Source organism: Salmonella sp. 2020_1395, assembly GCF_043848115.1.
Taxonomy (GTDB): domain Bacteria; phylum Pseudomonadota; class Gammaproteobacteria; order Enterobacterales; family Enterobacteriaceae; genus Salmonella; species Salmonella enterica.
On sequence record NZ_JBCMFH010000007.1, the window covers coordinates 113,627 to 127,606 of the forward strand.

The 13,980-nt window shown below is 50.7% G+C and carries 9 protein-coding genes and 4 pseudogenes; 8 read left to right on the forward strand and 5 right to left on the reverse strand.

Annotated features, from left to right (window positions below):
• Positions 1 to 123 precede the first annotated feature (123 nt).
• Positions 124 to 1,473, reverse strand: coding sequence for an exodeoxyribonuclease VII large subunit (gene xseA, locus ACH0WD_RS13145; RefSeq protein WP_000953158.1), 1,350 nt, complete (start codon positions 1,471 to 1,473; stop codon positions 124 to 126).
• 160 nt (positions 1,474 to 1,633) lie between these two features.
• On the opposite strand from xseA, the gene guaB reads away from it, so the two are divergent.
• From guaB to ACH0WD_RS13170, 5 genes and pseudogenes are all read left to right on the forward strand, one after another.
• Complete coding sequence (guaB, locus tag ACH0WD_RS13150; protein ID WP_000944174.1) at positions 1,634 to 3,100, forward strand: IMP dehydrogenase; 1,467 nt, start codon at positions 1,634 to 1,636, stop codon at positions 3,098 to 3,100.
• Between the two features lie 69 nt (positions 3,101 to 3,169).
• Positions 3,170 to 4,747, forward strand: coding sequence for a glutamine-hydrolyzing GMP synthase (guaA, locus tag ACH0WD_RS13155; protein ID WP_000138293.1), 1,578 nt, complete (start codon positions 3,170 to 3,172; stop codon positions 4,745 to 4,747).
• Positions 4,748 to 5,053: 306 nt separating this feature from the next.
• Positions 5,054 to 5,296: pseudogene (locus tag ACH0WD_RS13160) on the forward strand (Arm DNA-binding domain-containing protein); the annotation flags it as partial.
• Positions 5,297 to 5,450: 154 nt separating this feature from the next.
• On the forward strand, positions 5,451 to 7,787 hold the full coding sequence (locus ACH0WD_RS13165) for a YecA family protein (RefSeq protein WP_001055614.1): 2,337 nt from the start codon (positions 5,451 to 5,453) through the stop codon (positions 7,785 to 7,787).
• Positions 7,788 to 8,174: 387 nt separating this feature from the next.
• Positions 8,175 to 8,489, forward strand: a pseudogene (locus ACH0WD_RS13170) (DDE-type integrase/transposase/recombinase); the annotation flags it as partial.
• Positions 8,490 to 8,569: 80 nt separating this feature from the next.
• On the opposite strand, the gene ACH0WD_RS13175 reads toward ACH0WD_RS13170, so the two are convergent.
• Positions 8,570 to 8,899 (reverse strand): DUF1493 family protein, encoded by a 330-nt coding sequence (locus ACH0WD_RS13175; RefSeq protein ID WP_001738968.1) that lies wholly within the window; start codon positions 8,897 to 8,899, stop codon positions 8,570 to 8,572.
• Positions 8,884 to 9,105, reverse strand: a pseudogene (locus tag ACH0WD_RS13180) (hypothetical protein); the annotation flags it as partial. The gene ACH0WD_RS13175 and the pseudogene ACH0WD_RS13180, both read right to left, overlap by 16 nt.
• Before the next feature lie 258 nt (positions 9,106 to 9,363).
• Between ACH0WD_RS13180 and ACH0WD_RS13185 the strand changes: the two are divergent.
• Positions 9,364 to 9,507: pseudogene (locus ACH0WD_RS13185) on the forward strand (hypothetical protein); the annotation flags it as partial.
• 77 nt (positions 9,508 to 9,584) lie between these two features.
• Here the strand turns inward: ACH0WD_RS13185 and ACH0WD_RS13190 are convergent.
• The gene (locus tag ACH0WD_RS13190) at positions 9,585 to 9,776 is read right to left on the reverse strand and encodes a YfgG family protein (protein WP_000075924.1); all 192 of its coding nucleotides are present in this window, start codon (positions 9,774 to 9,776) and stop codon (positions 9,585 to 9,587) included.
• Positions 9,777 to 9,954: 178 nt separating this feature from the next.
• Between ACH0WD_RS13190 and ACH0WD_RS13195 the strand changes: the two genes are divergently transcribed.
• Together ACH0WD_RS13195 and ACH0WD_RS13200 are read left to right on the forward strand one after the other, a co-directional pair.
• Positions 9,955 to 10,092, forward strand: a complete 138-nt coding sequence (locus ACH0WD_RS13195) for a hypothetical protein (RefSeq protein WP_001540598.1) — start codon at positions 9,955 to 9,957, stop codon at positions 10,090 to 10,092.
• Between the two features lie 96 nt (positions 10,093 to 10,188).
• Entirely contained in the window at positions 10,189 to 12,402 is a 2,214-nt protein-coding gene (locus tag ACH0WD_RS13200) for a sensor domain-containing phosphodiesterase (protein ID WP_000773647.1), read from the forward strand.
• 35 nt (positions 12,403 to 12,437) lie between these two features.
• Here ACH0WD_RS13200 and ppx read toward each other — a convergent pair whose 3' ends face one another.
• Positions 12,438 to 13,979, reverse strand: coding sequence for an exopolyphosphatase (gene ppx, locus ACH0WD_RS13205; protein WP_001123330.1), 1,542 nt, complete (start codon positions 13,977 to 13,979; stop codon positions 12,438 to 12,440).
• Position 13,980 lies beyond the last annotated feature (1 nt).

The following is a 13,980-nucleotide window of genomic DNA, read 5'->3' on the forward strand; positions in this document are numbered from 1 at the left end:
GAGGCGAATGACAAACCGGTTGATCGTCGGATTGTGGCTACACCTTATCCGGCGTAGCGCGTGGGTTGGCTGAGGCGAAGTCGAAACCCAACATCGCGCTGCAAAGGGTGGGGGAATATTGGATTACGTGCCCGGCGTGACGGATTTGACTTCACTTTCAAGCCAGCCGTCCTCCAGTCTCGTGGTCATGATATCGCCTGCTTTGACCTGTTTGATCTTTTTCAGCACCTTGCCGTTTGTTGTCGTCGAAACCGTATAGCCGCGCGCCAGCGTGGCTAACGGGCTGACCGCTTCCAGATGCGTGACCGCGTTGCCGAAACGCTCGCGCTGTTCGCTTAACCGTGAGCGGATATTCTCCGTCAGACGATATTCCAGCTGTTGGATGCGCGACTGCGCGCGGTGAATGCGCGGCTGCGGATTTTGCTGGCTCAGGCGTTGACTTACGCGCTGTTGGCGCTGAGTGGCCTGCTTAATCCTGGCCTCAAGCGCAAATCCCATCCGTTGGCGTAGACGTTCCAGCGCGGTTTGCTGACGGGCCAGACGCAGTTGCGGATGTTGCTGTTGCAGACGGTGAAAAATCTGCGTGAAACGGCGGCTGCGGTTGGCGAGGTAGTAGTCCATCGCCATGCCCAGACGCTGTTGGGCGGATTGAATCCGGCGCAACAACTCCTGCTGGTTGCGGCTGACAATTTCTGCAGCTGCTGATGGCGTCGGCGCGCGCAGGTCGGCGACAAAATCAGCTATCGTGACGTCCGTTTCGTGACCGACGGCGCTGACCACCGGAATACGGCTGGCAAAAATCGCCCGCGCCACGCGTTCGTCGTTAAAACTCCACAAATCTTCCAGCGAACCGCCGCCGCGCCCGACGATCAGTACATCACATTCGCCGCGCGCGTTCGCCAGTTCGATAGCACGAACGATCTGCCCCGGCGCGTCGTCGCCCTGTACCGCGGTTGGATAGATAATAACGGGCAGGGATGGGTCACGACGCTTCAACACATGGAGGATATCGTGCAGCGCCGCGCCGGTTTTCGAGGTGATCACCCCAACGCAGTGGGCCGGGGAGGGCAACGGTTGTTTATGCTGCTGATCGAACAAGCCTTCGGAATGGAGTTTGGCTTTTAGCTGCTCATATTTCTGCTGCAACAAGCCTTCTCCCGCGGGCTGCATACTTTCGGCGATGATTTGATAATCGCCGCGCGGCTCGTACAGCGTGATATTGGCGCGTACCAGCACCTGCTGCCCGTGCTGCGGACGGAACGTCACCCGGCGGTTGCTGTTACGGAACATCGCACAGCGCACCTGAGCGGTATCGTCTTTGAGCGTAAAGTACCAGTGGCCCGACGCAGGCTGCGTGAAATTAGAAATCTCGCCGCTGATCCATACCTGTCCCATCTCCTGTTCTAACAGCAGACGAACCGTCTGGTTAAGGCGGCTTACGGTAAAAATTGAGGAAGTTTGAGAGGATAACATGTGAGCGGGATCAAATTCTAAATCAGCAGGTTATTCAATCGATAGTAACCTGCTCACGGGGGATCGCAAGCACTATTTGCAAAAAAATGTAGATGCAACCGATTACGTTCTGTATAATGCCGCGGCAATATTTATTAACCTCCCAGGTGAGATATTGCCCATGCTACGTATCGCTAAAGAAGCCCTGACGTTTGACGACGTCCTCCTTGTTCCCGCTCACTCCACCGTTTTGCCGAATACTGCCGATCTCAGCACGCAGTTGACGAAAACCATTCGTCTGAATATTCCTATGCTTTCTGCGGCGATGGACACCGTGACGGAAGCGCGCCTGGCAATTGCCCTGGCCCAGGAAGGCGGCATTGGTTTTATCCACAAAAACATGTCCATTGAGCGCCAGGCGGAAGAAGTTCGCCGCGTGAAGAAACACGAGTCCGGCGTAGTGACCGACCCGCAGACCGTCCTGCCAACCACCACGTTGCATGAAGTGAAAGCCCTGACCGAGCGTAACGGTTTTGCGGGCTATCCGGTGGTGACTGAAGATAACGAGCTGGTGGGTATCATCACCGGTCGTGACGTACGTTTTGTGACTGACCTGAACCAGCCGGTGAGTGTTTACATGACGCCGAAAGAGCGTCTGGTGACCGTTCGTGAAGGCGAAGCCCGTGAAGTCGTGCTGGCAAAAATGCACGAAAAACGCGTAGAAAAAGCGCTGGTCGTTGATGATAACTTCCATCTGCTTGGCATGATTACCGTAAAAGATTTCCAGAAAGCGGAACGTAAACCAAACTCCTGTAAAGATGAGCAGGGCCGTTTACGTGTCGGCGCGGCGGTCGGCGCAGGCGCGGGCAACGAAGAGCGCGTTGACGCGCTGGTGGCGGCAGGCGTTGACGTTCTGCTGATCGACTCCTCTCACGGTCACTCGGAAGGTGTTCTGCAACGTATCCGTGAGACGCGCGCTAAATATCCTGACCTGCAAATCATCGGCGGCAACGTCGCCACTGGCGCAGGCGCCCGCGCACTGGCGGAAGCCGGTTGCAGCGCGGTGAAAGTCGGTATCGGCCCTGGCTCCATCTGTACCACCCGTATCGTGACTGGTGTGGGCGTTCCGCAGATCACCGCTGTTTCCGACGCGGTAGAAGCGCTGGAAGGCACCGGGATTCCGGTTATCGCTGACGGCGGTATCCGCTTCTCCGGCGATATCGCCAAAGCCATCGCCGCAGGCGCGAGCGCGGTAATGGTGGGCTCTATGCTGGCCGGTACCGAAGAATCCCCGGGCGAAATCGAACTCTACCAGGGCCGTTCTTACAAATCTTACCGCGGGATGGGTTCTCTGGGCGCGATGTCCAAAGGTTCCTCCGACCGTTACTTCCAGAGCGACAACGCCGCCGACAAACTGGTGCCGGAAGGTATCGAAGGCCGCGTAGCCTATAAAGGTCGCCTGAAAGAGATCATTCACCAGCAGATGGGCGGCCTGCGCTCCTGTATGGGGCTGACCGGTTGTGCTACCATCGACGAACTGCGTACTAAAGCGGAGTTTGTGCGTATCAGCGGTGCGGGTATCCAGGAAAGCCACGTTCACGACGTGACCATCACCAAAGAGTCCCCGAACTACCGTCTGGGCTCCTGATTTTCTTCGCCCGACCTTCGCGTCGGGCGATTTATTTAATCTGTTTCACTTGCCTCGGAATAAGCGTCAATGACGGAAAACATTCATAAGCATCGCATCCTCATTCTGGACTTCGGTTCTCAGTACACTCAACTGGTTGCGCGCCGCGTGCGTGAGCTGGGTGTTTACTGCGAACTGTGGGCGTGGGATGTGACAGAAGCACAAATTCGTGACTTCAACCCAAGCGGCATTATTCTTTCCGGCGGCCCGGAAAGCACCACCGAAGAAAACAGCCCGCGCGCGCCGCAGTATGTCTTTGAAGCAGGCGTGCCGGTATTTGGCGTCTGCTACGGGATGCAGACCATGGCGATGCAGCTTGGCGGTCATGTAGAAGGTTCTAATGAGCGTGAATTTGGTTACGCACAGGTCGAAGTGTTGACCGACAGCGCGCTGGTTCGCGGTATTGAAGATTCCCTGACCGCCGACGGCAAACCGCTGCTTGATGTCTGGATGAGCCACGGTGATAAAGTGACGGCGATTCCGTCCGACTTCGTGACAGTCGCCAGCACCGAGAGCTGTCCGTTCGCCATTATGGCCAATGAAGAAAAACGCTTCTACGGCGTACAGTTCCACCCGGAAGTGACTCACACCCGCCAGGGTATGCGCATGCTGGAGCGTTTTGTACGCGATATCTGCCAGTGTGAAGCGTTGTGGACGCCGGCGAAAATTATCGACGACGCCGTGGCGCGCATTCGCGAGCAGGTAGGCGACGATAAAGTGATCCTCGGTCTCTCCGGCGGCGTGGATTCTTCCGTCACCGCGATGCTGCTGCACCGCGCGATCGGTAAAAATCTGACCTGTGTTTTCGTCGATAACGGCCTGTTGCGCCTCAACGAAGCCGAGCAGGTGATGGACATGTTTGGCGACCATTTTGGTCTGAACATTGTTCACGTACCGGCAGAAGATCGCTTCCTGTCAGCGCTGGCTGGTGAGAACGATCCGGAAGCCAAGCGTAAGATCATCGGTCGCGTTTTCGTTGAAGTATTCGACGAAGAAGCGCTCAAACTGGAAGACGTGAAATGGCTGGCGCAGGGCACCATCTACCCTGACGTTATCGAATCTGCTGCGTCTGCAACCGGTAAAGCGCACGTCATCAAATCTCACCACAATGTCGGCGGCCTGCCGAAAGAGATGAAGATGGGTCTGGTTGAACCGCTGAAAGAGCTGTTCAAAGACGAAGTGCGTAAGATCGGTCTGGAGCTGGGCCTGCCGTACGACATGCTGTACCGTCATCCGTTCCCGGGGCCGGGCCTCGGCGTGCGTGTTCTGGGTGAAGTGAAGAAAGAGTACTGCGACCTGCTGCGTCGCGCGGACGCCATCTTCATTGAAGAGCTGCGCAAAGCGGATTTGTACGACAAAGTCAGCCAGGCGTTCACCGTCTTCCTGCCGGTCCGTTCCGTTGGCGTCATGGGCGATGGTCGTAAGTATGACTGGGTGGTCTCCCTGCGTGCCGTCGAAACCATCGACTTTATGACCGCACACTGGGCACATCTGCCGTATGACTTCCTGGGTCGTGTTTCCAACCGCATCATCAATGAAGTCAACGGGATTTCCCGTGTGGTGTATGACATCAGCGGTAAGCCACCGGCTACCATTGAGTGGGAATGATTTAACGTCTGGCAACAGCCTGCACGTAAAAGCAGTAAAGTACCTCTAAGCCCGCGTAACTGCGGGCTTTTTTGTTTTTGTGTCTGGCACTTTCTGGCAGCTTTTAGCAACGGGAAGCATGGTTTTTTCAATGGAATTTTTGATGGTACTCTCTGGTTTTGAATTCAGGTTTGAAAAAGTACCATGTGATAAATTTCGGTTGAGTTATGGTATTTTTTTTTATAACTCAATTAAAAACAGCGAGTTAAATGAATTTTCTGAATTTTTTACAACATGGTATTTTTTGATAAAGGAAAACAATAAACCATGTTGACTGACACCAGGCTGCGTCACCTTAAGCCGAAGGAGAAACTCTATAAAGTTAATGACCGTGATGGTCTGTATGTTGCGGTCACTCCGGCTGGAACTATTTCATTTCGTTATAACTATTCAATAAACGGAAGACAGGAGACCGTTACTTTTGGCCGCTATGGTGTTGGAGGGATCACGCTTGCAGAAGCGCGTGAACGGCTCAATGAAGCCAAAAAAATGGTTGCCAGTGGAAGGTCACTCGAAACCTCGACGTAACCAGAGTAAGGGCGATATATAAGAAAGCTGATTATCGTGAACAGCGTAAAGCCAAGATGCAGGACTGAGCTGATATGATTGACGAGTGAGCATTATGGTGCTCGAAAGATCAGTAGTTCAAAATGGGGTGATAAGAATGAATATGGAAGAAGATCGAAAGAAGGCTGTAGCTTCTTTATTGAAGGATATGGAATCCATTGCTGACCGAATGCGTGAGTTGATTGTCAAAATGCCTCCGCATGATTTGCTCGGGTACATCTACGCTCAGCACATGATGAAAAAAATGGGAAACCAAATTGGGGGCGAAAAGCAAGGCCAAGAGGGTAGCCCAGCTGACGTAGTTAATGAAACCCAGTTCTTACTGGAGTATGTTCACGCGGTTCTGGCATCTGAGGCCGCACCTGCGGATATGGAATTCGACGAAGCACTGTGCGCTGAGCTGTTTGAACGTAGCCGAAAACTGAGAGAGCTGGCCATGTTCTTTGCTATGGCCACCTCTGCTGATACCAAAGATGGCATCTTCGGTCCTAATACGGCCGACATTGAATTCCGTGCGAAATCCACTTGGGTCATGATACGCGGGAATCGTTATCAAGTTTTGGAGGGCGAGTTCTATCGCTACGTTCTGGCGCCTCACAATGATGTTTTGGAGGAGGTGTACGGCATTGGTGCCACCGATATTGCGGAAGGCTTTCAAGCCATGGCCGACGCTACTCGTTCTGGACAGGCCAACGCTATCATTGAGATGATGAAGCAGTTTGAGGCGGTAAAAGCTTTTTCTATAGAGCAAAGTAAGTCTATGGAAGACGCTATGGAGTCATGGATTGCTGAAAATGAGGAGCAGTCGAAAGCGGCCCGGGGGGCGATGGAGGATATACTTCGCGGCGGTATTGCCAATGTAAGTCGTCACACGAAGTTGCCACCGACATTGCTAGCAGACTTGTCATACCAGCGAGGAGAAGATACAGAGTTCTTCGCAGCGGGCGATTTTAAGGGGACACCCTTTCGGACACTGCCAGCACGTAAGAAACCTCTAATTCAACTTGGGTCGGACTACTACGCGGTCGATCCCTGTTTTGCTCGCGATGCGGGGTATCGTGCGCTCCTATTTAATCTCCTTCAGCGAAAGCCGGATTACAATAAGGTCTTTAAAGATCGGCAGAAAATGATGAGCGAAGCAGCCTTTGCTGACATTCTCTATGCCCAGCTTCCGGGAGCCACAGTTCTCCAGGAGGTTTACTACAAGGATCCTGACAGCAAGCAGTGGTCCGAAAATGATACTCTCATCCTGGTCGATGATGTGCTGTTACTAGTTGAGGCTAAGGCTGGTGCAGCTGCCACCATTGCATCACCGGCGCTTGATTTTGGCCGCCATGCTCAATCAGTGCAGGACTTAGTACTCAAGGCATATAAACAATGTGCGCGCTTCTTCAATTATATGAATTCGGCGGATGAAGTGTCCCTCTACCACCTCGTGAATGGCAAATACGAAGAGTGTTGTCGTGTGCGTCGCTCTGACTACCGGGTGATGGTGCCGATTGGGTTGACAGTCGAGTCGTTCTCGCCCTTTTCCACGTACTGTAAAGAATTACCGCAGGTTGAGCCTTTACTTGGAAAGCATGCTTTCATTTCACTGTCCATCGACGATTTGTTTGTGCTCAAGCGACTCTTGCCCACACCCGGGGAGTTTGTCCATTACTTGGAGGTGCGGCAAGCCGTGGCCGGAATACGCGGGGCTCATCTCTTTGATGAGTTCGATCACTTGGGTGCTTACCTGTCGAAGAACCGTTTTGATCAGGATATTATCGAGCAATTGAAGGAAGAGAAAGCGAACATGGTTATCTGGGATGGCATGAGTGACATCGTCGACAGGGCCTTCGAAGGTGAGGAGTGGGAAAGCAAACCGTTCCCAAGTCAGAAGTTCCCGGAGGAGGTTCTGAAGCTGCTTGGAGCACTCGATAGCACCCGAGCTAGCGGCTGGCTTTCAGCAGAGAGTCATATCCGTGACCTAGGAGAGGAAGGCCGGAATAATCTGGCCAGGATGCTGTCCGACCATCGAAAAACACTGATTCAGCATCCCGTTCGTTACTTTGTTCTGGGCGGGGACGGTGTACTGCTCTTCGTTTGGCTTCAACGGCATGGTCATCCAATTGACTGGAATAAGGTGAACAATAAGGCTAGCGCAGTTGCGTTGAGCGCCAAGGCTACTAACGTCATTGGCGTTGTGGCTGAAGTTAGTGCCGATGGTACTTATGTCCAGGCGCGGTCTTTCAAAATTTACATACCGACGGAGCAAACAGCAGAAAACGCACACATTTATGAAGACGCGGCGAAAATGGCCAATCCTGTACGTACGGTCAATCTCGAACGGGAAAAACAAGTCCACCTTGGTCGCAAGAGCAAAAAGATTGGCCGTAATGTCCCTTGTCCATGTGGCAGTGGCATGAAATACAAGAGATGTCATGGACGGTAGAATCTGCTTAGGAGTTCAAATGGAGGTTGTGCATAAATTTGTGTAATATACTGATTTTTATCTTTAATTTGAGATTTTATTCATGTTGTGCGAGAGTTTTCTCAGCATGAGCCTGAGCTTAATAAACATCGATGAGCAGAAAAAATAAAAAAATCTCCGCATGGTATAGATTGTGGTATCGAGAAAGATCGACTTTATAACTAACTGTTATTTCGATTAATTTTAATTTAATTGATAATTGAGTGGGAATAAGTCGATAATCCTTCCTGTGTTTTCATGAACAGGTAAAAGTGAATTTAACCCTCTGTTTTTGCAGAGGGTTTTTATTTATGTGCATTCATGAATTTTCTATGTGGCGCACAGTTCCTGACGGCAAATTTGACGTAATTACGAACCCACGAAGGTTGGTTGTATCTTGCCGTGGTCGTTGATTTGTTCTCGCGCAAAGTTATCGGTTGGTCAATGCAACCACGAATGACAAAAGACATTGTTCTGAATGCGCTTCTGATGGCCGTGTGGCGACGTCATCCCCAAAAACAGGTGCTGGTTCAGTCTGATCAGGGTAGTCAGTACACCCGCTATGAATGGCTGAAATCGCACGGACTGGAGGGCAGTATGAGCCGTCGTGGCAACTGTCATAATGCGGTTGCAGAAAGCTTTTTCCAGCTACTGAAGCGTGAGCGGATAAAGAAAAAGATCTACCAACGACTCAGAAGTGTCCAGGTTATCCGTGGCGATTCAGCCCAAATAAGGGGTATTTAAAAATATGATAACTTTATTCTTCAACTATATAACCAACGCCCAGCTTTAGCACTTTCAACGAGCATACCAACCGTTAGTGGCTTACGCGGATCAGGCTCTTTACTTCCAAAGTACTCTGGATTCAGATAGTTGAGTATGTCAAATCCTTCTGAATCTACATTCCAACGCTTGAAGTACTTTTGTAGAAGTTCTTCACTATCTTCAAAAACGAGTTTAAGATCATCCCTAATACTGGTATCAAGCGTGATGATTCGCTTTGGCCCACAGAGAAAGTACTTTTTAGTGTTATATTCCTGATCGATAAAATCGATAATTTCTTTCTCAATATCTCTCATTAGAAGTACGTCCACTGAATGCGATCTTTAGGAACCGCCACACGATTAAATGTATCTTTAATATCACGCTGGATATCATAAATCGTAGTGAATGTCATAACTCAATCGAGCCAGGGTACATTACGACCAACGAAACGACCTAAATTATTCGTTGAGCTTAGCTGTAATGAGTTGATGGTTTTGCCTGTCAACGTTGGTGATCTGATCCCTCGTGGCTCTTTACAAAACAAATCCTGACGTATGGGACTGGTCACCTTATTCTCCTTCCACGGTGGTTATCTTCGCATTGATTCTGGCGGATAGGGCGGAACCGCAGGTGACCTTTGAGTATACGTTTACGGTAAAGCACTGCATCGACACAATAGCGGGTTCCTGAAGCGCGTTGAGGTTGAGCCGCATCCGGCTATCGCAGAGATACTCACACAGTTTGAGAGTACCGTACGTCAGTGCCCGCTGGGATGCCAGATTTGCCCTGAACTTGTGCCAGCTACCGGGAGTTTAACCACGCTGAAGGCTATCGGGTTTTGTATTCGGTCGAGGGAATCTTAGTAACCGCGCATGTGATCTTATCACCCAGGCAGGATATCCCGCGGTTGCTCTTTAAGCGTCTGATCATGGCCTGAACCCATTGAGTGGGTTGTCTTTTTGCGTTAACGCTAAAGCTTCTTTTTCTTGCGCGGGCTTTTTAACGGATAACAGCTTAACGTTGTCCCGGTGTGGTGACAGAAAGCGATGACTGTTGCGCTTCTTTTTTATCCTGATGGTGCTGCCAGGCGCCGATAGAAGAGTAGACGAAACGTCCAAAGAAGAAGAGAAAACTGATAAGCAGTACGATACGGGTCATGCGAGTGTTAAATCGATGTCGTTTTCGCATACTGTTGGCCTGACTCACAAAGGGTTCCTTAACGTTGGCCCAGCGATATGGGCGGGATCAGGCTGGGTTCTTCACGGGTATTATCAAGGCGAAGAACGTAACAAGCCTGCGTTCACTCTACATTAAGGCATACTGCGAACCGATGGTCAATTCCTCTTAATGTAAAATTGCGTCAGTTGATTTATCTTATATTGTTATGGAAGATAATTTTAGTATTTACATTAATAATAAATTAATGATAACAAAGAATAAAAAGGCGAATAAAGGCTGCAGGAGAAAGGTAATAATTGACTTAAATCAAATGTTACTTTTGTTTAATAATTACAATCGATGACTATCGTGTGATGTATATCGCATCATCAATTTAAAGTCAGGTGGGATGCCTGTCTGTTAACGCCCCTTTGGGATTGGGGGGTTCTGCTGAGCATCTATGAAACTAAATAAAACTTATATAAATATCAGAGATAAATGGTGGGGACTACCGCTCATCCTTCCTTCGATTTTACTACCTGTTTTAAGTAGCGCAAATACTTATGCGCTTACCAGCACTGGAAATGTGGTTCTTTTTTACCTGCCGTTAGCTTTTATGCTTAGCCTGATGCTCTTTTTCGGCTGGGCAGCACTGCCGGGCATTGTGCTTGCTATCTTCTGGCGCAGATACCCGCAGACAGGGCTGTATGAAACCCTTTCTGTGACGATGCACTTTATCATCACTATCGTGCTAAGCTGGGGCGGCTATCGTGTCTTTTCCCCCCGGCGAAACAATGTTTCCCACGGCGACGCCCACCTGCTGTTTCAACGAATATTCTGGCAGGTATTTTGTTCTGCAACATTATTTCTGGTCATCTACCAGTTTGCCGCTTTTGTTGGCATGTACGAAAGCAAAGCCAGCCTGATGGGGGTAATGCCCTTTAATATCAACACGCTGATTAATTACCAGGCGTTACTGGTCGGTAACCTTGTCGGCGTGCCATTGTGCTATTTTATTATTCGTACTCTCCGCAATCCGCTGCACCTGCGGGGGTATTATCAGCAATTAAAGCTACAGATTGATAGCAAGGCCACTAAAAAAGAGATCGTTATTTGGCTGGCCGTATTGACTACACTAATGTTTATACTGTGTATGCCATTGACTGATAATAGTTCAATATTTAGTACCAACTATACGCTTTCGTTATTATTGCCGGTCATGCTGTGGGGGGCGATGCGCTATGGCTATAAGTTTATTTCAATTATCTGGGCCGTCGTGTTAATTACGTCGATTCATTATTATCAGCGTTATATGCCCTGGTATTCAGGTTATGATACGCAATTAGCGATTACCTCTTCGAGCTATCTGGTTTTTTCTTTTATTGTTAATTATATGTCTGTACTGGCCACGCGTCAGCGCGTAGTGAGTGGTCGCGCACGGCGGCTGGCCTATCTTGACCCGGTTGTACATCTTCCCAATTTACGTGCGTTAAACCGCGCGCTCCAAAATGCGCCCTGGTCTACGATCTGTTTTTTACACGTGCCGGGCCTGGAGCTATTGGGTAAAAATTATGGCGTCATGCTACGCATCCAGTATAAGCAAAAGCTCTCTCACTGGATTACGCCGATGCTGGCCTCAAATGAGTGCGTCTACCAGATGTCAGGGCACGACCTGGTGCTGCGTCTTAATACAGAGGCGCATCAGCAGCGTATTGAAGCGCTGGATAAACATATTAAGCAGTTTCGGTTTATCTGGGATGGACTGCCGCTACAGCCGCCTGTCGGCGTGAGCTACTGCTGCGTGCGTTCTCCGGTTAGCCACCTTTATCTTCTGCTGGGCGAATTAAGCACCAGTTCCGATCTTTCGTTGACGACTAACGCGCCGGAGGATTTACAGCGGCGCGGCGCAATGCACCTGCAGCGCGATTTGAAGGGCAGAATTGCGATGATGAATCGCCTGCAACAGGCGTTGGAGCACGATCATTTTTTCCTGATGGCGCAGCCTATTTTCGGTGTTCGTGGGGACGTTTACCATGAAATTTTACTGCGACTCAGGGATGACAACGGCGACGTTATCAACCCGGACAATTTTTTACCCGTGGCGCATGAGTTTGGTTTGTCTTCCGCTATCGATCTCTGGGTGATTGAAAACACGCTGCGGTTTATGGCGGCCAGCCGGGAATATATGCCCGCGCATCGTTTTGCCATTAATCTGTCGCCAACATCGGTATGCCGCGCTCGTTTTCCTGCAGAAGTTAAGCAGCTGCTTACGCAATATCAGGTTGAACCCTGGCAACTGGTTTTTGAGGTAACGGAAAGCAACTCTCTCACCAATGCTGAGCAGGCGCAGTTGACGCTGGGACAGCTACAGCAGTTTGGCTGTCAGATAGCGATTGATGATTTCGGTACTGGCTACGCCAGCTATGCGCGGCTGAAAAACGTTGACGCCGATATTCTTAAAATTGACGGCAGTTTTATTCGCAATATAGTGTCAAACAGTCTCGATTATCAGATTGTGGCTTCTATTTGTCATTTAGCGCGAATGAAAAATATGCAGGTCGTCGCGGAGTATGTCGAGAGCGAAGAAATACGAAGCGTCGTGCTCTCGTTGGGGATCGACTATCTTCAGGGATATTTAATTGGCGAGCCGCAGCTATTATCTGAGATTCAGTAAAGGCAGACGCCGCGGCGCGGCGTCTGGCCCACAATTTACGCGGCGATCTCCGGCGAGCTTTCTTCCTCAATATTGAGACGCCAGCCAGTTACCGCTTCCCAGTACTGCTGTTCTTTTTCCAGATCAAGCAGTACCAGCGCATTCTGGCTGAACCAGTCATGCGGAAAACATAACGTCCAGTGGCTGTCATCGGTCGTTAGCCGCAGCGTCGGCGGCGTGGTGGTCGCCTGCCGCTGGTTGTTCAGTAATACGCCCAGCCGAAGTAGCTGAATTAACGGCAGATACTGTTTTTTCTTAAACAGCGTAAAGCGGGGCATATCATCCAGTTTTATGGCTTTACGATGGTAACGCACCAGCGTCGCCATCATCATTTGCTGCTCCTGATTAAAGCCGGGCAAATCGCTGTGTTGCAGAATATAAGCCGAATGGCGATGTAAACCGCTGTGATTAATATTCAGTCCAACCTCATGCAGCATTGCCGCCCAGCGAAGCAACGCTTCAAGCTGCGGATGCGCCAGTTTTGGCTGCTGGGCCTGCCACTGTTCGTACATCTGCATGGTGGTTTCCAGCACGCGTCTGGCCTGTTCTCTGTCAATGTTGTATTGATTGGCCAGACTTTTTGCGGTACGGCTGCGAACATCCTGATGGCGGAAGCGGCCTTCCATTTCATACAGCACGCCTTCGCGCAACGCGCCGTCGGAAAGGCGAAGCTCGCGGATAGCCAGAGCATCAAAAACGCCGCACAGAATCGCCAGGCCCGGCACAAAGACCGCTTTTCGTTCTTCAGACAGACCCGGCAGGCTGAGCGCATTAAAGGAGCGGTGCTTCAACACTTCTGACTTCAGTTTATCGAGGCGCTCCGGCGTAATGAAGCCATCTTTCTCACCCAGCGCCAGGAGAACTTCATGAGCGGCCTTAATCGTACCGGAAGCGCCCATCGCCACGTTCCAACCCTGAATACGATACTGCCAGGTTAAGGTTTCCAGTTTTTGCGCCGCCGCCATTCGGGCGCGCTGGAAGTTTTCTTTATTGATAACGCCGCCGGGAAAGTAGAGCTGCGCGAAGCTCACGCAGCCCATACGACGGCTTTCAACCAGCCTGGGTTCGAAGTTTTCGCCAATGACCAGCTCTGTTGACCCGCCGCCGATATCGATCACCAGCTTGCGGCCTTTTTCCGGCTGCGTATGTTCTACGCCCATAAAAATCAGGCGCGCTTCTTCGTTACCGGAAATAATCTCTATCGGGTAGGGAATAACCTTTTCCGCGCGTTTGAGAAAATCAGCGGCATTTTGCGCCTGACGTAACGTATGGGTGCCTACGATACAGACGCTGGAAGGGGAGAAACCTTGTAAGCGTTCAGCAAACAGCGACAGACAGCTAAGCCCCCGTTCCATGGCTTCTTCGCTGAGTTTGTTATCTGCGCCCAGCCCGTCCGCCAGATGGACGCGCTGTTTTAAACGGCCGATAATCTGCATTGCGCCGTCAACCACGCGGGCAATAACCATATGAAAGCTGTTTGAGCCGAGATCGACCGCAGCGAACTCCTGCGGGCGGGGGGATTTATCGTAAATTGGCATA

Excerpts from the sequence above, each read along its gene's own strand:
- xseA (WP_000953158.1), bottom strand. The coding sequence starts at position 1,473 with ATGTTATCCTCTCAAACTTCCTCAATTTTTACCGTAAGCCGCCTTAAC.
- guaB (WP_000944174.1), top strand. The coding sequence starts at position 1,634 with ATGCTACGTATCGCTAAAGAAGCCCTGACGTTTGACGACGTCCTCCTT.
- guaA (WP_000138293.1), top strand. The coding sequence starts at position 3,170 with ATGACGGAAAACATTCATAAGCATCGCATCCTCATTCTGGACTTCGGT.
- ACH0WD_RS13165 (WP_001055614.1), top strand. The coding sequence starts at position 5,451 with ATGAATATGGAAGAAGATCGAAAGAAGGCTGTAGCTTCTTTATTGAAG.
- ACH0WD_RS13195 (WP_001540598.1), top strand. The coding sequence starts at position 9,955 with ATGGAAGATAATTTTAGTATTTACATTAATAATAAATTAATGATAACA.
- ACH0WD_RS13200 (WP_000773647.1), top strand. The coding sequence starts at position 10,189 with ATGAAACTAAATAAAACTTATATAAATATCAGAGATAAATGGTGGGGA.
- ppx (WP_001123330.1), bottom strand. The coding sequence starts at position 13,979 with ATGCCAATTTACGATAAATCCCCCCGCCCGCAGGAGTTCGCTGCGGTC.